22 protein-coding genes are annotated in these 17,622 nt (G+C 64.4%); 14 read left to right on the top strand and 8 right to left on the bottom strand.

Features of this window, described 5'->3' with window-relative positions; genetic code table 11:
* The first annotated feature begins 30 nt into the window (after positions 1-30).
* The 7 genes from nrdH to IC40_RS0116550 all read left to right on the top strand — a co-directional run bounded on the left by nrdH (position 31) and on the right by IC40_RS0116550 (position 6,191).
* Positions 31-273, top strand: coding sequence for a glutaredoxin-like protein NrdH (nrdH, locus tag IC40_RS0116580; RefSeq protein ID WP_030135822.1), 243 nt, complete (start codon positions 31-33; stop codon positions 271-273).
* Between the two features lie 30 nt (positions 274-303).
* Positions 304-762, top strand: a complete 459-nt coding sequence (gene nrdI, locus IC40_RS0116575) for a class Ib ribonucleoside-diphosphate reductase assembly flavoprotein NrdI (RefSeq protein ID WP_030135821.1) — start codon at positions 304-306, stop codon at positions 760-762.
* On the top strand, positions 729-2,897 hold the full coding sequence (nrdE, locus tag IC40_RS0116570; RefSeq protein WP_030135820.1) for a class 1b ribonucleoside-diphosphate reductase subunit alpha: 2,169 nt from the start codon (positions 729-731) through the stop codon (positions 2,895-2,897). Before nrdI ends, nrdE begins: the two co-directional genes overlap by 34 nt.
* Positions 2,898-3,061: 164 nt before the next feature.
* A complete protein-coding gene (locus IC40_RS0116565) occupies positions 3,062-3,397 on the top strand; it encodes a hypothetical protein (protein WP_138158119.1) in 336 nt (111 codons plus the stop codon).
* Between the two features lie 929 nt (positions 3,398-4,326).
* Positions 4,327-4,827, top strand: a complete 501-nt coding sequence (locus tag IC40_RS0116560; protein ID WP_051644363.1) for a transcriptional regulator — start codon at positions 4,327-4,329, stop codon at positions 4,825-4,827.
* A 154-nt stretch (positions 4,828-4,981) separates the two neighbouring features.
* Positions 4,982-5,587: a TetR/AcrR family transcriptional regulator gene (locus IC40_RS0116555; RefSeq protein WP_338101630.1), complete on the top strand. Its 606-nt coding sequence runs from the start codon at positions 4,982-4,984 to the stop codon at positions 5,585-5,587.
* Positions 5,580-6,191, top strand: a complete 612-nt coding sequence (locus IC40_RS0116550) for a TetR/AcrR family transcriptional regulator (protein ID WP_030135816.1) — start codon at positions 5,580-5,582, stop codon at positions 6,189-6,191. The genes IC40_RS0116555 and IC40_RS0116550 overlap by 8 nt, the downstream gene beginning before the upstream one ends.
* On the opposite strand, the gene IC40_RS0116545 is transcribed toward IC40_RS0116550, so the two are convergent.
* Positions 6,149-7,579 carry an ABC1 kinase family protein gene (locus IC40_RS0116545; protein WP_042509541.1) on the bottom strand — a complete coding sequence of 477 codons (1,431 nt, stop codon included), beginning with the start codon at positions 7,577-7,579 and terminating at the stop codon, positions 6,149-6,151. The two genes, IC40_RS0116550 and IC40_RS0116545, sit on opposite strands and share 43 nt — an antisense overlap.
* 358 nt (positions 7,580-7,937) lie before the next feature.
* On the opposite strand from IC40_RS0116545, the gene IC40_RS0116540 reads away from it, so the two are divergent.
* Positions 7,938-8,540, top strand: a complete 603-nt coding sequence (locus tag IC40_RS0116540) for a nucleotidyltransferase domain-containing protein (protein WP_030135814.1) — start codon at positions 7,938-7,940, stop codon at positions 8,538-8,540.
* Positions 8,541-8,603: 63 nt separating this feature from the next.
* On the top strand, positions 8,604-8,849 hold the full coding sequence (locus IC40_RS0116535; protein WP_030135813.1) for a hypothetical protein: 246 nt from the start codon (positions 8,604-8,606) through the stop codon (positions 8,847-8,849).
* Between the two features lie 12 nt (positions 8,850-8,861).
* On the opposite strand, the gene IC40_RS0116530 is transcribed toward IC40_RS0116535, so the two are convergent.
* Positions 8,862-9,239, bottom strand: coding sequence for a DUF5997 family protein (locus IC40_RS0116530; protein ID WP_030135812.1), 378 nt, complete (start codon positions 9,237-9,239; stop codon positions 8,862-8,864).
* 28 nt (positions 9,240-9,267) lie between these two features.
* Here IC40_RS0116530 and IC40_RS0116525 point away from each other — a divergent pair, with 28 nt between their 5' ends.
* The gene (locus tag IC40_RS0116525) at positions 9,268-9,969 is read left to right on the top strand and encodes a LysR family substrate-binding domain-containing protein (RefSeq protein ID WP_030135811.1); all 702 of its coding nucleotides are present in this window, start codon (positions 9,268-9,270) and stop codon (positions 9,967-9,969) included.
* A gap of 22 nt (positions 9,970-9,991) precedes the next feature.
* Here IC40_RS0116525 and IC40_RS0116520 read toward each other — a convergent pair whose 3' ends face one another.
* The 4 genes from IC40_RS0116520 to IC40_RS0116505 all read right to left on the bottom strand — a co-directional run bounded on the left by IC40_RS0116520 (position 9,992) and on the right by IC40_RS0116505 (position 12,562).
* Positions 9,992-10,357, bottom strand: a complete 366-nt coding sequence (locus tag IC40_RS0116520) for a cupin domain-containing protein (RefSeq protein ID WP_030135810.1) — start codon at positions 10,355-10,357, stop codon at positions 9,992-9,994.
* A 124-nt stretch (positions 10,358-10,481) separates the two neighbouring features.
* Complete coding sequence (locus IC40_RS0116515; protein WP_030135809.1) at positions 10,482-10,898, bottom strand: VOC family protein; 417 nt, start codon at positions 10,896-10,898, stop codon at positions 10,482-10,484.
* 39 nt (positions 10,899-10,937) lie between these two features.
* Positions 10,938-11,348 carry a VOC family protein gene (locus IC40_RS0116510; protein WP_030135808.1) on the bottom strand — a complete coding sequence of 137 codons (411 nt, stop codon included), beginning with the start codon at positions 11,346-11,348 and terminating at the stop codon, positions 10,938-10,940.
* 29 nt (positions 11,349-11,377) lie between these two features.
* Positions 11,378-12,562 carry a geranylgeranyl reductase family protein gene (locus IC40_RS0116505; RefSeq protein WP_030135807.1) on the bottom strand — a complete coding sequence of 395 codons (1,185 nt, stop codon included), beginning with the start codon at positions 12,560-12,562 and terminating at the stop codon, positions 11,378-11,380.
* A gap of 151 nt (positions 12,563-12,713) precedes the next feature.
* Between IC40_RS0116505 and IC40_RS0116500 the strand changes: the two genes are divergently transcribed.
* From IC40_RS0116500 to IC40_RS27875, 3 genes are all read left to right on the top strand, one after another.
* Positions 12,714-13,463, top strand: coding sequence for a TetR/AcrR family transcriptional regulator (locus IC40_RS0116500; RefSeq protein ID WP_030135806.1), 750 nt, complete (start codon positions 12,714-12,716; stop codon positions 13,461-13,463).
* Positions 13,464-13,583: 120 nt separating this feature from the next.
* Complete coding sequence (gene nrdF / locus IC40_RS0116495; protein WP_036470227.1) at positions 13,584-14,546, top strand: class 1b ribonucleoside-diphosphate reductase subunit beta; 963 nt, start codon at positions 13,584-13,586, stop codon at positions 14,544-14,546.
* 169 nt (positions 14,547-14,715) lie between these two features.
* Entirely contained in the window at positions 14,716-14,889 is a 174-nt protein-coding gene (locus IC40_RS27875; protein ID WP_157837327.1) for a hypothetical protein, read from the top strand.
* Here the strand turns inward: IC40_RS27875 and IC40_RS0116490 are convergent.
* Positions 14,879-16,387: a GAF domain-containing sensor histidine kinase gene (locus tag IC40_RS0116490; RefSeq protein ID WP_036470187.1), complete on the bottom strand. Its 1,509-nt coding sequence runs from the start codon at positions 16,385-16,387 to the stop codon at positions 14,879-14,881. The genes IC40_RS27875 and IC40_RS0116490 overlap by 11 nt on opposite strands.
* A gap of 102 nt (positions 16,388-16,489) precedes the next feature.
* Here IC40_RS0116490 and IC40_RS0116485 point away from each other — a divergent pair, with 102 nt between their 5' ends.
* A complete protein-coding gene (locus IC40_RS0116485) occupies positions 16,490-16,837 on the top strand; it encodes a response regulator (protein WP_030135803.1) in 348 nt (115 codons plus the stop codon).
* Here IC40_RS0116485 and IC40_RS0116480 read toward each other — a convergent pair.
* On the bottom strand, positions 16,834-17,487 hold the full coding sequence (locus IC40_RS0116480; protein WP_030135802.1) for a response regulator: 654 nt from the start codon (positions 17,485-17,487) through the stop codon (positions 16,834-16,836). The genes IC40_RS0116485 and IC40_RS0116480 overlap by 4 nt on opposite strands.
* Between the last annotated feature and the right edge of the window lie 135 nt (positions 17,488-17,622).

Here is a 17,622-nt window from a genome sequence, read left to right as displayed (position 1 = left end):
CCAGTCATGCACGAGCGTAGGAGCCGCTAGATGAACGTCACCGTGTACACCAAGCCCGCTTGCGTGCAGTGCAATGCCACCTACAAGGCGTTGGACAAGGCGGGCGTCGCGTATGACGTCGTCGACATCACCCTCGACAATGAGGCCCGCGACTATGTGATGGCGCTGGGTTACCTGCAGGCTCCGGTCGTCGTCGCGGGCAACGAGCACTGGTCCGGATTCCGTCCCGACCGAATCAAGGCCCTGGCCGGAGCATCCGCCGTCACCGCCTAGAACATCCAGCCGACCGAGAGGAGTGCAGACGTGAGCAACCTCGTCTACTTCTCCAGCGTCTCGGAGAACACCCATCGGTTCGTGCAGAAGCTCGAATTGCCTGCCATCCGGATTCCACTCAAGGAACGGATCCAGGTCGACGAGCCTTATGTGCTCGTCCTGCCCACCTACGGTGGCGGACACGCCAACGGCCCGGATCCTGACCGCGGGGGTTATGTCCCCAAGCAGGTGATCGCCTTCCTGAACAATGAACACAACCGGTCGTTGATCCGCGGTGTCATCGCCGCGGGCAACACCAACTTCGGCGCCGAATTCGGCTACGCGGGGGTCGTCGTGTCTCGTAAGTGCGGCGTTCCATTTCTTTACCGTTTCGAACTCATGGGCACCACGGACGACGTCTTTGCCGTCCGCGCCGGCCTCACAGATTTTTGGGCTCAAACCCGGAAGGACCAGACGTGCCACCAACCGTCACAGCTGCAGAACCTGTAACCACCGGCGCTCACGCGCTCCCGGGGGAGACGGACTACCACGCGCTCAACGCGATGCTGAATCTGTACGACGCCGACGGCAAGATTCAGTTCGACAAGGATGTGCAGGCCGCGCGGGAGTACTTCCTGCAGCACGTCAACCAGAACACCGTGTTTTTCCACAGCCAGGACGAGAAACTCGATTACCTGATCGAGAAGGAGTACTACGAGCGCGAGGTGCTCGATCAGTACAGCCGCAATTTCGTCAAGAGTCTGCTGGACCGGGCATACGCCAAGAAGTTCCGCTTCCCGACGTTCCTGGGTGCGTTCAAGTACTACACCTCCTACACGCTGAAGACGTTCGACGGTAAGCGTTACCTGGAGCGCTTCGAGGACCGCGTGGTGATGGTGGCGCTGACGCTGGCCGCCGGTGACACCACGCTGGCCGAAAAGCTGGTCGACGAGATCATCGACGGCCGGTTCCAGCCGGCCACCCCGACATTCCTCAACTCCGGCAAGAAGCAGCGCGGCGAGCCGGTGTCCTGCTTCCTGCTGCGTATCGAGGACAACATGGAGTCCATCGGGCGCTCCATCAACTCGGCGCTGCAGCTGTCCAAGCGCGGTGGGGGTGTCGCATTGCTGCTGAGCAACATTCGCGAGCACGGTGCGCCGATCAAGAACATCGAGAACCAGTCCTCGGGTGTCATCCCGATCATGAAGCTGCTGGAGGACTCGTTCTCCTACGCCAATCAGCTCGGCGCGCGGCAGGGTGCCGGCGCGGTGTACCTGCACGCGCACCACCCGGACATCTATCGGTTCCTCGACACCAAGCGCGAGAACGCCGACGAGAAGATCCGGATCAAGACGCTCTCGCTGGGTGTGGTGATCCCGGACATCACCTTCGAGCTGGCGAAGAAGAACGAGGACATGTACCTGTTCTCGCCGTACGACGTCGAAAAGGTGTATGGCGTTGCCTTCGCCGATATCTCGGTGACCGAGAAGTACTACGAGATGGTCGACGACGCGCGGATCCGCAAGACCAAGACCAAGGCGCGCGAGTTCTTCCAGACCCTCGCCGAACTGCAGTTCGAGTCGGGATACCCGTACATCATGTACGAGGACACGGTCAATCGCGCCAACCCGGTCGAGGGCAAGATCACCCATTCCAACCTGTGCTCGGAGATCCTGCAGGTCTCGACGCCGTCGCTGTTCAACGAGGACCTGTCCTACGCCAAGGTGGGCAAGGACATCTCGTGCAATCTCGGTTCGCTCAACATCGCCAAGGCGATGGACTCACCGGATTTCGCCCAGACCATCGAGGTGTCCATCCGCGCGCTGACCGCGGTGAGCGACCAGACCCACATCTGGTCGGTGCCCTCGATCGAGCAGGGCAACAACGAGTCGCATGCCATCGGCCTCGGCCAGATGAACCTGCACGGGTACCTGGCGCGCGAGCGGATCATGTACGGCTCCGAAGAAGGTGTGGACTTCACCAACATCTACTTCTACACCGTGCTCTACCACGCGATTCGTGCCTCGAACCGGCTCGCTATCGAACGTGGCCGGGCCTTCGGTGGATTCGAGAAGTCCAAGTACAAGTCGGGGGAGTTCTTCGACAAGTACACCGATCAGGTCTGGGAGCCCGCCACCGAGAAGGTGCGCACGCTCTTCGCCGATGCCGGCATCCGCATCCCGAACCAGGAGGACTGGAAGCGGCTGAAGGAGTCGGTGCAGACCCACGGCATCTACAACCAGAACCTACAGGCGGTCCCGCCGACGGGCTCGATCAGCTACATCAACCATTCGACATCGTCGATCCACCCGGTCGCGTCGAAGATCGAGATCCGCAAGGAAGGCAAGATCGGACGCGTCTACTACCCGGCGCCGTACCTGACCAATGACAATCTGGAGTACTACCAGGATGCCTATGAGATCGGGTACGAGAAGATCATCGATACCTATGCGGCGGCGACTCAGCATGTGGATCAGGGGCTTTCGCTGACGCTGTTCTTCAAGGACACCGCGACCACCCGCGATGTCAACAAGGCACAGATCTACGCGTGGCGCAAGGGGATCAAGACGCTCTACTACATCCGACTCCGCCAGATGGCCCTGGAGGGCACCGAGGTGGAGGGTTGCGTGTCCTGCATGCTGTGAGTTAGGTCGACTGATCGGCGGGTCGGGGGAGATATCCTCCGACCCGCCTTTCGTTTTCGGGCAACTCGCTCCGGCTGGAATATTGCCGACATCGGCGGTGTGGTGTGGCGGTTAGGCTGACACCAGTGCGGCGCTACATCAGCTGCGCCGGTGAGGGGGACACCGTGACTACCGAGTTGGTGATGGTGCTGGCAGGTGAATCCGATCCCGAACGTGTGATCGGCCTCGTCATCGGTCGGCTACTGATCCTGGGCTTGATCATCTGGGGAATCGTGCATCTGATCCGCAAGCGCCGCCGGCGCGGACAGCTCGCTCGATCCCCGCAGCCGTACTGGGATGGCAACGCATGGCGTTATCCCCAGCAGGGCCAGCAGCCGCAACCGTACTGGGACGGAACGGCCTGGCGGTACCCGCAGGAGCAATACCCGCCGCAGCCCGGTCCGCAGTGGCCGCCGGCCCAGCCGCCGTATCCTCCAGCGGGCCCGGGATCGTCACACTAGGCAGCAGTAGTACCGGTCACGCTGCAGGTCAGGGCAGTCAACACCGCCGGTCAAGTTAAACGATTGACAGGTCAGTCACCTATATGTCAGGCTGATCTTGTAGGCGGTGCCGACGGTCGAAGGCCGTATGCGCCGGGGTCGGGGTTCGTGTCAGGGGGGCGCGATGGTCGAGATGTCTGCTGACCGGTCATTGCGGTGGCGGCCGTGCTGCGGTGGGGCCACATGATGATGTCGGGCGTAGTTGTGCTGTGTGCCTGCGTTGTCGTTGTGGTCGGCACCTTGGGGGGTGTGGCACGGCCGCCGCGGACTCGTACGTACGTGTTTTCCGGCGACTGCGCGTGCCGTGAACAACACCCTGAGTGCTGTCTGAACCGTCACGTGCTCTGAGTCATTCGACGGTGGCGCTGGAAGGGTCCCGTGTGCACCCCGGGGATGGCCGCCAGCGACTTGTTTGTTCACTTTGCCTGGAGAGGACGGCCACGTGCTTTCAGTGACCCTCACACAACGCGACAGCATCTGTCCCGCAATACTTGTCGGTGAATCATGGTAGCCCCGAGAAAAAGTGGTGGTTGCGTGCCGTGTCCGGTGATCTCGTTGCCGGTGCGACGAGCGGCCGACCCGGCCGCCGAGTCGACCGAGGAGCGGAGCCTCGCCTCGGTCGCGCGGCTGGACTCGTTTCACTGGAGCGCGTCGTGCACCTGCGGTTGGGGCGAACGGCCGGTCATGCTGCGTGCGACGGCTGTCGTCCAGGCGTTGGAGCACTGCGCGCGCGGGAAGTGTCTACCCGCGCAGCCGCTCCTGGCGCAACGGCCTACGGTGTGCTCGGTTGTCCCGCTACCCATTTCGCCCGATAGCGGCAGGCGGGCCAACGCGACGGAACGCCGCCGCCGGCAAAAATCCTGGTCGATCTCCAAGGGAACGGGGATCTGGTGAGTGCACGAAGTGGGACCGTCATTCGTTCGTCCAAATGGAAGCGCCGGACACCGGAGGAGTCCGCCGATATCCACGATGACTTCGCCGAGCGATTGAACCGCCTGTTCGAAGTGGTGCATCCCCCGTGGCGCGAACCGTACACCAGTCGAGAGATGTTGCAGGAGCTGGCGTTACGCGGTCACGTCCTCTCTGCGCCGTATCTGTCTCAGCTTCGGCTCGGGCGTCGGACCAACCCATCGCGGGCGACCATCGACGTCATCGCCGAGTTCTTCGGCGTACGTGCCGATTATTTCCTGATGCAGGATGGCGGGTATCAACGCCGGGTAGACGAGGATCTCTACTGGCTCGGCGTGGCGCGCGACCCCCTCGTGCGCCGCATCGTATCCGGGCTGCTCGATCTGCCTGCGGAGGCTCGTGACGAGCTGTTGGCCGATGCCGAGGTCCGCTCGGCGATCGTCCTCGGCGAGGGTGCTGCCGACCGGGCTGAAGCGGGGTAGTCCACCGGCCGCAGTATCTGCGGTCGTCCCTCAGCCGAGGTGTCCGAGCGTGTACTCTTTGCCGGTGCGTCGGTCAAGTGGATCCGCGGGAGAAGGACGGCGCGTTCGCGGCCGCCCCCCGAATCCGCAGCTCCAGGAGGAGCGACGCAACGCCATCATCGAGTCCGCCTATGTGGTGCTGACCGAAAAAGGTTACGAGCGCACGTTGATGTCCGACGTGGCTCGGCACGCGCAGGTGTCCAACGGAACTCTCTACCGGTACTTCGACAGCAAGCGTGAACTGGTCGACCGCATCTTCGACTACGCGGTGACCAAGGCGATCGCGGCGCTCAATGTCGACTCCGTTGTCGACGAAATCGAGGCCACAGACCGCGAGCCGTTGGAGCTGATCACCGCTTTTGGCTCGCGATTATTCGCGTTGGTGGATGAAGATCCCGCCATCATTCGTGTGCTGACCGTCGAGAGCAGTGCCATCGACGCTGAATTACGTTGGCGGGTAATCGGTCTACTCGGACTGATCGATGCCGGAGTAGCGCAATTGTTCGAGCGGTTCGCGCCGGAGAGCGGGGCAGACCGCGACGTATGGAAGATGTTGAGCCGGATGATCGTGGGAATGGCCGGGCCGGGTCTGGCGATGTCGCTGGCCGGTGACGGCACCGCTACCACGCGGGCCGAGTTCCTTTCGATGATGAAATCGGTTGCGACGGAAGGGCTTCTCGGGCAGGTCGACGGGGACGCCGAGAGGGACGACAATGCCTGATCGCGCGAGGCAACTGTATGACGCGGCGGTGGCACTGTTCTTGGAGCGTGGTTACCGCGATGTCGACGTCGACGATATCGTCGCCGAGTGCGGGGTGAGTCGAGGTACGTTCTACGGGTCCTTCCGAAACAAGCGTGACCTGCTGGACGCGATCATGATTCGTTGCCTGGATGACCTCGGGGCTGCTGTCTTCGATGGGCGCGACTGGTCGGCGCTGGCCGATCGGGGCGCCTTCGTCGACGAGTTTCACGCGCTGGTGCGCAGAGCTTTGCAGCATGCCTTCGACCATGCCGAGTTGCTGTCCTTCGTCATTCTCGCCGCGCCCGGCGTCGATGCCGATGCGCTCAAGGCGATGCTCGGCGGCTATCGTCAGCTCAGTGCTCAGGTGACCGATATCCTCTCCGTCGCTGCCGAACGGGGGTGGCTACGGTCGGATGTGCCGATCAATACGGTGTGGGCCGGTCAGCTCGTGGTATCGACGCTCACCCAGGCCGCATCGCCAGTTCTACTGGGTTCCGGCGAGCCGTTCGATGTCGACGAGATCACCACTTTCGTCGCGGACTATCTGCTGGGCGGACTGCCTGCAGTCTTGTCCACCGGCTGAGACCGACCTCGGCCCGCCGCGGTCTCGTACTCCGCGATCGCCCGACCCATCTCGGTAATCGGCGGATGGCCGAACGCCCACTCGGAGGCGATGGCATGCCAGTTGTTGGCCGCTTGAAGGGTTCCCAACAGCGCACAGACGCTCATTTCGGTGCGCCGGGCGAACGCATGCGGCCCGAGCATCCGTTGGGAGAAGATGCCGTCGCGGAAATCGGATCGTGGGAGCATCGCCTGCGATAGGGCCTTGTGCGCCACCTTCTCGGTGATCTGGGCTACGCCGGGCAACAGATACCACCCGGCGACCGCATGCATGTAATCCATCGTCATCGCGGGCGGCATCGCCTCGGCATCGGCGAGGAACCCCGCCCGGCGTGTCAGCTCGTGCACGGTGGCGGCGTCACCCTTCATCGCGGCGGCCAGGATCGAACGCTGGCAGTCCAGATCATCGGGTGACATGCGAACGTAGAGGCCGAAGTCGAGGAATGCCAGCCGGCCGTCCTCGAGGACCAAGATGTTGCCAGGATGCGGATCGGCGCAGAACCGCCCGGTGGTGTAGATGTTGCCGGCGTAGAAGCGATAGATCGCCTCACCGACACGATCGCGATCGGCCTGGTCGGTCGGTGAGAACGTGTGCAGCGCCCGTCCTTCGACATATTCGGTCGCCAGAATGCGAGAAGAACACAGCTCGTCTATCGGTTCCGGTATCGCGAAGACCGGGTGTTCACGGTTCGCCTCGTAGACCGAGCGATGATTGTCCAACTCCAACCGGTAATCGAGCTCGGCCTCGATCTGTTTGCGCACCTCCTCCATCACCTCGTCGAGTCCGGGTACCGGGTAGAACGGTCTGCGCAACCGGACAAGCATCGCCATGTTCTTCAGATCGGCCCGCACCGCGTCTCGCGCGAACGGGTACTGGATCTTGATCGCCACGGCGCGTCCGTCGCTCAGGGTGCCTCGGTAGACCTGTCCGAGTGATGCGGTGGCCACCGGCACCTCGTCGATGTGTGCGAGCAACCGCCGTCCGGACGGACTGATCTCCTTGTCGATGAGTTTGAACATGGTGGCGTTGGGAACCGGCGGTGCGGCGTTGAACAGCGGTTCCAGGCGGCGGCTGAATTCGGCGCGCGAATCCTGCGAGCTGAGTCCGAAGTTGAGCAACGAGATGATCTGACCCAGCTTCATTGCCGCCCCGCGCATACTGCCCAGGGTCTCCACCAAGTCGTCGGCAAGCCGCAGCATCTGCTCGTCGCGAGCGCGGGCCTGCTCCTCCTCGGATTGAAAGGGTCGACGCGCGGCGTCGACCGCCTGGCGGGCGGCCTGCCGGGCGGCGACCTTGCCCAACTGTGTTGTGCGGCTTACCCGGGACGCACTCTTGGGTGACGTCCTCACTCGGGGGGGCCCTGCCGCCGACGAATCTCAGTTAACGACCTCGTGGGCCAGGAACGGTGGCACGTGTTGTTGCTGAACTCGCTGGCAATTGCGTTTTTGGGACTATCCGTCTCGGTGCGCTCACGCTCCACGTGCACAACAGTCGCCATCTGCGCAAATCCTTCCAACGATGCATTGTTGCCACAGACTCCTGTTGCCGTACGTTCTCCGTGTGGTCGGCAACCGTTGGCGCAATGCTACCCGCACTTGATCAGTGCACCCACCGGCTTTTGCGCCTCGCGCCGGGTGGTGCGCTGCCAATAGCCTCGTGGGGGAGCGGCGACCGCTGCCACGCAATTCGTTTCGGCGGGAGTGATCGGTGGGTGTGGAGGAAGCCGGGGCGGTGGCACAGGGGGATTGGGATCCCTGGACTCCTGCTGAGGTGGCCGGGCGACTCGCATCCGTCGACGTGCCTTGGGGTGTGGCGGCAGGCTGGGCGCTGGACCTCTTCCTCGGTGAGGTCACGCGCACGCACGAAGACCTTGAGATCGCCGTTCCGGCAGCGAGGTTCGATGAGATCACGGTTGCCCTGCCCGGATTCCAGTGGAAGGTGGTCGGGGACGGCCGGATCTGGCCGTATCCCAGACATCTGAACCGGCACTTCCAGACCTGGTTGTGGGACGCGGAACAAGGCTGCTTCCGGCTCGATGTCTTTCGCGAGCCGCATACCGATGGTCGATGGGTGTGCCGACGAGATCCGAGCATCACCCTCGACTATGCGGAGCTGATTCTGCACACCCCAGCCGGGGTGCCCTATCTCATTCCCGAGGTCGCGCTGCTGTTCAAGGCCAAACACGCACGCGACAAGGACGAAGCCGACTTCGCGCGGGTGTTGCCGGAGTTGAGTTCGCCGCGCCGAGACCGATTGCGCGGCTGGCTGACTCGCGTACATCCCGGACACCCCTGGATCGACGCGCTCTGAGGGCTGCCACATGCGCGATTGGTAGGTTGGCAGCAGATTCGTCGAAGGAAAGGTGGATTCAGCGTGGCGGGCAAGTTGTGGAGGGACCTGCATCCGGCGGGCAAGGCGCTGATCGTTGTCATGACGGTGCTCGATGCGGGGCTGCGTGTGCTGGCGCTGCGCGATCTTTCTGCCAGCGACGCTCAACAGGTCAACGGGCCGCGCTGGCTCTGGCGTGCCGCGCTCGGGTTGGTGACATCCTCGGGAGTTCTGCCGCTGGCGTTCTTCGTGAAGGGCCGCAAGTCGGCGGTCGTCACACCGATCAAATAGGCGGTCGGCCCGTTAGCGTCGCGTGGCGCGCTGCGCCTTGATGCGACGCTCCTCGGTCAACACATTCTGGAAACTCTCGCGCTCGGCGATCAACCAGTCCGGCTTGTCTTCCAGCAGTGCGTTGATCTGCTCGGTGGTCAACGCTTCGGTGACACCGCCGCGCGCCAAGCCCGCGATGGACACACCCAACTTGGCGGCGACCAGATTCTTCGGGTGCGGTCCGTTCTTGCGAAGATCCTTCAGCCACTGCGGCGGGTCCTCCTGCAGAGCGGCGAGCTCTGCGCGCGTGATGGTGTTCTCGCGGAACTCCGCCGGGGTGGCGGGCAGATACACATCCAGCTTCTTGGCCGCGGTGGCCGACTTCATGGACTGCGTGTTCTGCCTACTCATGAAACCAGGGTATCGGTAGCCTGACCAGGTGACCCAGCCAAGCCTTGTCGTCGGGTACGTCCCCGGTGCGACGCCGGCGAAATGGGCACGCGTGTGGGCCGAGCGTCACCCCGATATCGAGTTGCGACTGAGCGCGGTGGATGCGGCCGGCGCGGCCGACGCCGTGCGAACCGGCGCCGTCGACGTCGCAATAATGCGGCCGGCCGCCGACTCCAGTGGGCTGGCCGTCATACCGCTCTACGCCGAGAACACGGTGGTGGTGCTGCCGGCCGATCATCTGTTGACGGCCATCGACGAGGTCTCTGCGGCTGACCTGGCCGACGAACCCGTCGTCACACCACTCGACGATGTCGTCGGCTGGTCGGCCGGCGTTTCAGTGGAACATCGGCCGGAAACGACAAGGGATGCAACAGAACTCGTCGCTGCCGGCGTGGGGTTGTTGATCGTCCCGCAATCGTTGGCGCGGCTGCACCACCGCAAGGACCTCAGCTATCGGCCGATATCGGACGCGCCCACCTGCCCGGTGGCGCTCGCATTTCCCGATGGTGAGCAGACCCCGCTGGTCGAGGAGTTCATCGGCATCGTGCGTGGCCGCAGATCGAGCTCGTCGAGAGGTCGCGCCGAACCGGCGCCCAAGCGCACCGCGCGCGAGAAGACGCTGGCAAAACAAGCCGCGCGCGCCGCGGCAGGCAAGACCGCGCGTAAACCGGTCAAGCGGGGTCGCCGGTGAGCGCCGAACCGCCGGGCGCGGGTCAGGCCGAGTAGTAGTCGTTGCCTCGGGAGAACTCGACGAAGACACAATCGTGCTCTCCGACGGTCCACGCGTCGTGGCCGGGCGGCAACAGCATCACATCGCCGGCGGAGAAGATGTCCTCCGTGCCGTCGGTCATGCGGACCGCGAGCTTGCCTGCCAGTACCAACGCGACGTGCGGTAGTTCGCACAACTCGGTGCCCGCATAATCCTTCAGGTCGTTCGACCACCGTGCGCCGCGCGCGAACGTCACTTCGGTGACGGAGACGCCGTCCAGCTCGGCGGTGCGCTTGGAGATCAAACCGTGGACGTCGCTCGGTATGTCGGCAAGCCGAGCCTTCTGCATGGTCGGGTTGGCACGCACCATTGCACTTCTCCATTCACCGCGGAAACGGTCCTGAGACAGCCGTTTACTGCGTCGACAAGTGTACGTGGCGGCACTGTCGCGACACGTGCCCGGCGAATCTCATGCCTCTGGAACAGCAGGCAACTCAGATCGTCAGCGTGCCATCGGCATTGATGGTCCAGTCCGGGTTGAGAGCGACCTCCCAGACGTGGCCGTCCAGGTCGGCGAAGTAGCCGGAGTATCCGCCCCAAAAGACCTTTTCGGCAGGTTTGAGAATGGTGCCACCGGCAGCGGCGGCTTGCTCCAGCACGGCATCGACGTCCGTCTCGGATCGCTGATTGATGGCGATGGTGATGCCGGAGAACCGGCCGTCGACCTGATGCCGAGCGTCCGCGGCCAGCTCCTCGCGCCCGAACAGCGCCAGCGCGATGCCCGGGAGCTGGTAGAAGACCACCCCGCCGGGAGCGGCGGCGGGCGTCCAACCGAGCCCCTGCTCGTAGAACCCGCGGGCCCTGTCCAGATCATCTACACCGAGGGTGATCAGGCTGATGCGTTGTTCCATATGCCGAAGGCTACGCACGCGCACCGACACATCCGGCCGTCACCGCTCGTCCGGCCGTCCCGGGGCGTAGGTGCCGACGGACCACTGGCGCCCCTCGGGATCGAGGAGCTCGGTCCGAAAGTTGCCCCAGTCCGTCGACTCCGGCGCGATCAACACCGTCGTGCCCGCTCGCACCGCCCGGGCGTGCGCGGCGTCCACCTCGGCGGCATCATCGACCACAACGTAGAGCCCGCTACCGACACAGTCGCCCTTGGGCGCGGGCACGTCGTAGCCGCGGTCGTCATGCTGCAGGCACACCACTGCCGCGCCGCGCCGCATCTCGACATGGAAGAGCTGCTGTCCGTCACCGAAGCCGCGCACCACGTCCAACCCGAGAACATCGGATAACCACCGCTGCGCCGCCTCAAGATCGCGGTAACAGATGAAGGCCGTCAGCTGCGCGAAGTCCATGGCCTTGGTCTACCCGAGGCCACCGACATCTACTTGGTCGAGTGCTGCGGACCCTGTGCCTTCTTGTACAGCGCCTTGAGCATCCGATCCCGGAACGCGGCGTTGTCGATGAGCTTGATACCGGCGTCGGCGAGCTTCGGGTAGCCGATCAGCTTGTGCATGTACCGGCCCCGGCGATACTCCTTGCCCCACGCGGCCTCCATGCGCTGGGCGTAGTTGGTGAAATCGTCGGGCCCGCCGTTCGTCAGCGCGGCGACCGCACATTCGCCGGCGGCCAACCCCGATTCCAGGGCCTTGGAGATGCCCGCACCCGAGGCGGGCTTGCCTGCGCCGAGCGAGTCGCCGGTGAACAGCACGCCGGGACGCCATGGCGGCCACGCGGTGAAGCCCATCGGCAGGCGCCAGGCCCGCACGCTCTTGTTCTTCTTGAGTTCTTCGATGGGCGGCGCTTCCCACTCCGCAGGCAGGCTACGCAGGAACTCGCCGAGGAACTGGGTGGCATTGATGGCCTGCCAGTTCTTGTAGCTGTTCACATAACCCAGGCCGATGTTGAAGACGTTGTTGCCCATCGGGAACACCCACCCGTACCCGGGCAGCTGGTCGCCCTGGAACAACAGCTTCAGATAGATGTCGAGGCTGTCGTTGTCGGGCCGGTTCAGGTGCATCTCGGATCGGATCGCGATCGCGGAGTAGCCGTTGTAGTCCGAATCGATCTTCAGCGCGCGCTTGATGGGGGAGTAAGCGCCGTCGGCGGCGATCACGGCGTCGCCGAGCACCTTCTCACCGCTCTTGAGTACGACGCCGACGACCCGGCCGCTGGCGTCGATCTCGGGTCCGGCCACCTCGGCGCCCTGGCGGATCTCGGCACCGGCGGACTCGGCATGCTTGAGCAGCACGGTGTCGAGGTGCTCGCGAGCCACGGTGTGTCCGTGGTCAGGCATCCCCGGACGGCGCGGGAAGGACAACTCCCAGGCGCTCGGGCTGTAGACCGTGACCTTGTTGACGCGGTGATAGGTCGCGACCTCGTCGGCAAGGCCCATCTTCTGCAGGTAGCTCACGGCGCGGGCGGTCAACCCGTCACCGCAGGGTTTGGACCGCGGGAACTCGGCCTTGTCCAGCACCACCACGCGGGCGCCGGTCTGTGCGGCCTGCCACGCGGCGGCTGAGCCGGAGGGGCCGCCACCTGCGATCACTACGTCATATCGGGCTGTCATTCGCTCGTCTCGGTGAGTGTGGGCATGACATGGCGATGCTACTCGTATGGTTCGCCGACTGTCGCGCGAGCAAAGTTCGCGACGGTACGGTCGGCGGGTCGAAGCGGGGCTGTCCGAGCAGGTCAGCGGACCCTCCCGGTACAGTAGTCGGGTGCGTAGACCATCCATTCCGCTCACCGGGCAGCCCGGGGTGAAGGTTGACGCGCGCAGCGAACGATGGCGCGAGCACCGCAAGAAGGTGCGCGCGGAGATCGTGGAGGCGGCATTCCGTGCCATCGACCGGCTCGGACCCAACGTCAGCGTGCGTGAGATCGCCGAAGAGGCGGGGACCGCGAAGCCGAAGATCTACCGGCACTTCACCGACAAGTCCGACATGTTCGCCCAGATCGGCGAGCGGATGCGGGACATGCTGTACGCGGCCGTCATCCCGTCGATCAACATCGAATCCGACTCGGCGCGCCAGGTGATCGGTCGCGCCGTCGAACACTATGTCGAGCTGGTCGACCAGCACCCCAATGTGGTGCGGTTCCTGCTGCAGGGCCGGTTCGCCGATCAGTCGGCGGCCGCGATGTCCACCGTCAACCGCGGCCGGGACATCACCCTGGCCATCGCCGAGATGGTCAGCGGTGAACTCAAGGACATGAACCTCAAGCCCGAGGTGTTCGAACTGGCGGCGTTCGCGCTGTTCGGCACCGCGGCCTCGGCCACCGACTGGTGGCTCGGGGGCAACGATGACAACACCCGTCGGATGCCCGCCGAGGATTTCGTGGCGCACATGACGACGATCATGATGGGCGCGGTCAATGGGACTGCCGAGCTGATGGGCGTCGAGATCGACCCTGACCAGCCGATCCACGATGCGGTGCGGCGTCAGGACAACTCCGAACACGCCGTCGGCTGAGTCCGATCAACGACACGCCAGAACACAAGTTCTGGTGTTGGCGCGCGTTGTCGGCCCCCAGTTGTAGTGTCGTGGCAGCACTCACCACGTAGCGAATTGGGGTCCAAGGTGTCCGATGGAATCAAGCTGATCGACCGTGTCTCGGCCATCAACTGGAACCGCCTGCAAGACGACAAGGACGCCGAGGTCTGGGAGCGGCTCACCGGAAATTTCTGGCTTCCCGAGAAGGTGCCGGTGTCCAATGACATCCCGTCCTGGGGCACCCTCAACGAGCACGAGAAGCAGCTCACCATGCGGGTCTTCACCGGGCTGACGTTGCTGGACACCATCCAGGGCACCGTCGGCGCGGTCAGCTTGATTCCCGATGCGCTCACCCCGCACGAAGAGGCCGTCTACACCAACATCGCGTTCATGGAGTCGGTGCACGCCAAGAGCTACAGCAACATCTTCTCCACGCTGTGCTCGACGGCCGAAATCGACGAGGCGTTCCGTTGGTCGGAGGAGAATCCGAACCTGCAGCGCAAGGCGCAGATCGTGATGGACTTCTACAAGGGTGACGACCCGCTCAAGCGCAAGGTCGCCTCCACGTTGCTGGAGAGCTTCCTGTTCTACTCCGGCTTCTACCTGCCGATGTACTGGTCCAGCCGGGCCAAGCTGACCAACACCGCCGACATGATCCGGCTGATCATCCGCGACGAGGCCGTGCACGGCTACTACATCGGCTACAAGTACCAGAAGGGTCTGGCCGCCGAGACCGAGACGCGTAAGCAGGAACTCAAGGATTACACCTACGAGTTGCTCTTCGAGCTCTACGACAACGAGACCGAATACACCCAGGATCTCTACGACGGTGTCGGGCTCACCGAGGACGTGAAGAAGTTCCTGCGCTACAACGCCAACAAGGCGCTCATGAATCTCGGCTATGAGGCGCTGTTCCCCAAGGACGAGACCGACGTCAACCCGGCCATCCTTTCGGCCTTGAGCCCCAATGCCGATGAGAACCACGACTTCTTCTCCGGCTCGGGTTCCAGTTACGTGATCGGCAAGGCCGTGGTCACCGAGGACGAGGACTGGGACTTCTAAGCGCAGGCGCAGCACGCGCGCAGAATGTTCGGCGTGCTGATTCCGGGCCGGTTTGTGAGTGGTCCCGGATGGGCATTCTCACGAAGTTCACGGCTTTCGTTGAGGTCCCTCATCGGTTCGCGGCGGAATGTGGACGGTGACGGTCGGACACCGGCGCAAGGAGAACATCATGGCTGCGTCCAGCATCAGCGATAGCAACGTCGTCGAGCTTTCCCCCCGGCGCGCCCAGCGCAACCTGCGGGCATTGCGCGAAGCCCAACGTCGCCACCCGTCCTACCTGGGACAAGTCGCACGGGAGCGGGCCGCGACACCGCCTTGCCGGGTATTGCAGTTCAGCCGTTGACCGGTGCGGGGACCACTGCGGTGACGGTGGTGCCGACGCCGGGTGGGCTGTCGATGTCCAGCTGACCCGACAGCGCCTCCACCCGGTCGCGCAACCCACCGAGCCCCGAGCCGGCACCCGCGACAGCGCCCCCGACGCCGTCGTCGCTGACCGACAGCGTCAGCATTCCCTCGGCCGCGGCAACACGAACCGTGACGACCTCCGCCTCGGCGTACTTGGCGGCATTGGTCAGTGCCTCGGCGACGACGTAGTACGCCGCGACCTCCACCGATTCCGGAAGCCGGGCATCGACGTCGATATCCAGCTCGACGGGAACGGTGCAGCGGCGCGCCAGTGCCCGCAGTGCAGGACGCAACCCGCCGCGCGAAAGAACCGCCGGATGCATACCGCGAGAAAGCTCTTGCAGATCGGTGTGTAGTTCGGCGAGCCCACCGACGACCCGTCCCAGATCGTCGCGTAGTGATGCGTCCGTGGTCGTCGCCTCGAGGGCGCGCAGTTCCAGACTCAACGACACAATCCGCTGTTGGGCGCCGTCGTGCAGGTCGCGTTCGAAACCGCGCCGGGCCTCGTCGGCGGCCGCGACCAACCGCGCCCGGGAGGCCGTCAAGGCGGCGCGCGTCTCGGTATTGGCGATCGCGGTGGACACCAGGTCGGCGAAGTCTCCGAGATGGTCCTCGCAACTGCGCGAGATCGATGCGGGTCGACGAGCTCCGACCAGCAGCGCGCCGCGCACCGCGCCTGCGACGATCAGCGGCGCACCGGCACCGCATCGGACGCCCAGTTCGTGCAAGCGCGCGGCGATGGGGCCGGCGGCACCCGCGTAATCGTCGATACGCGTCGGCGTTCCCGTGGCGTAGATCTGGCCACTCATGTTGTCGCCTGACAACGAAAACTCCTCACCCACACCGAATCCCGGTACCTCGGGTAGATCGTGTGCGGCGACCACCAGGCAGCTGTTATCAGGCCGGAAACGCACCAGGGTGACGTGATCGACGGCGAGACTGTGCGCAAGTTCGCGCACCGCGACCTGGTAGATCTCAGACAGGTCGGCAGTCCGGGCCACCAGGGTCGCGAGCCGACGCAACGCCGCCTGCTGCCCGGCGAGCCCCAGGGCCTCCTTCCGGCGCAGTTCGGCCTCGGCCGCCCGCAGCCGCGCCTGGCCCACCAGCACATTGGTCAGCAGCGCCAACGTCAGGAACACCGCCAACGCCGGAGCCAGCGAATCGCGCCCCTCCAGATGCAGATATGCGTACACAGCCGCGCTGGCCAGTGATGTCGCGATGGCGAGCGGGAAATCCCAGCCGGCCGAGACCACGAGCACACCCAGCAACAACAATGCTCCGAAGGCGTTCTCCGGAGCAACGATCCGAAGCGCCGCAACCAGACCGACCTCAGCCGCCAGGAATCCCAGACCCACCAGGATGCCGACCCACAACGGTCGCGCGGTCGGCCGCACGACTTGCGCCAACGCCCGGCTCGAAAGGGTTCGCCAGTTCACGCCGATGATCGTAGGAGTTGGCAGCCGCACTGGTGGTGGCGGAACCAGAAGTTTCCCGTTAACGGTAATGCCGGCGCGGCGCGGGCCTGCCACTCTGGAGTCATGGATGCCGCACGCTGTTTGATCGTCGACGATAGTGCCGCATTCTGTGCTGCCGCGCGCAGCATGTTGGAACGCGGGGGTTTCGAGGTCGTGGGGACCGCCGGTTGCGCGGACGAGGCGGTACGTCTGACCGCCCAGTTGCATCCCGATATCGCGTTGGTGGATGTCGATCTGGGCGCCGACAGCGGTTTCGACGTGGCCAGTCAACTCGACGGGGTAGCGGTGATCCTCACCTCGACCCACGACGAACAGGATTTCGCCGACCTGATCGTGGCCAGTCCGGCACTCGGCTTTCTGCCCAAACTGACCCTTTCACCGGATCGGATCCGCGAACTGATCGGTCGCTAACGCGATTCCAGGAACATGATCACGGCCCGCACGCGGCGATGATCGTCACCGGTTTCGGGCAGATCCAGCTTGGTGAGGATGCTGCGCACGTGCTTCTCCACGGTTCCCTCGGTGACCCACAACCGGCGGCCGATGCCGGCGTTGGACAGCCCTTCGGCCATCAGCGTCAGCACCTCGCGCTCGCGGGCACTCAGTGCGGCAAGCGGATCATCGCGCCGCCGAGCCGACACCAATTCGGCGACCAGAGCCGGATCGACGACGGATGCGCCGTTGGCTATGCGGCGCACGGTGTCCACGAAGTCGGATACGTCGGTGACCCGGCTCTTCAGCAGATATCCGATGCTGCGACCACCGGCGAGCAGTTCCATCGCATGGTCGACGTCGACGTGGGCCGATAACACCAGGATAGCGGTGTCCGGTGAGCGTTCCCGAATGGTGCGGGCCGCGTCCAGCCCTTCGGCGTCATGGTTGGGCGGCATCCGAATGTCCACCAGGACGAGATGCGGTTGTTCCTTCTCGACCAGCGTCAACAACTCGGAGGCATCCCCGGCCTGTCCGGCGACCTCGAAACCCTCGCGTTGCAGCAGGCTGGCAAGGCCCTCCCGCAGTAGTACATCGTCGTCGGCGATGACTACTCGCAATGTGCTCATGCCGTCCCTTCTGCCTGGCCCGTTCGGCGCGGCGATATTGTCGCACCCGATGGCGCTCCGCACCGGCCGGACCACCGAACATGGGGGATAACAGGTATTTCCGTATCGGGAAATCCGTTGTTGCCAATGCAGGTC

It is taken from the genome of Mycolicibacterium neoaurum ATCC 25795, from assembly GCF_000691525.1.
Lineage (GTDB): Bacteria > Actinomycetota > Actinomycetes > Mycobacteriales > Mycobacteriaceae > Mycobacterium > Mycobacterium neoaurum.
Note: the sequence above shows the minus strand (reverse complement) of the source record. Positions and strands in the feature narration are given on the sequence as shown.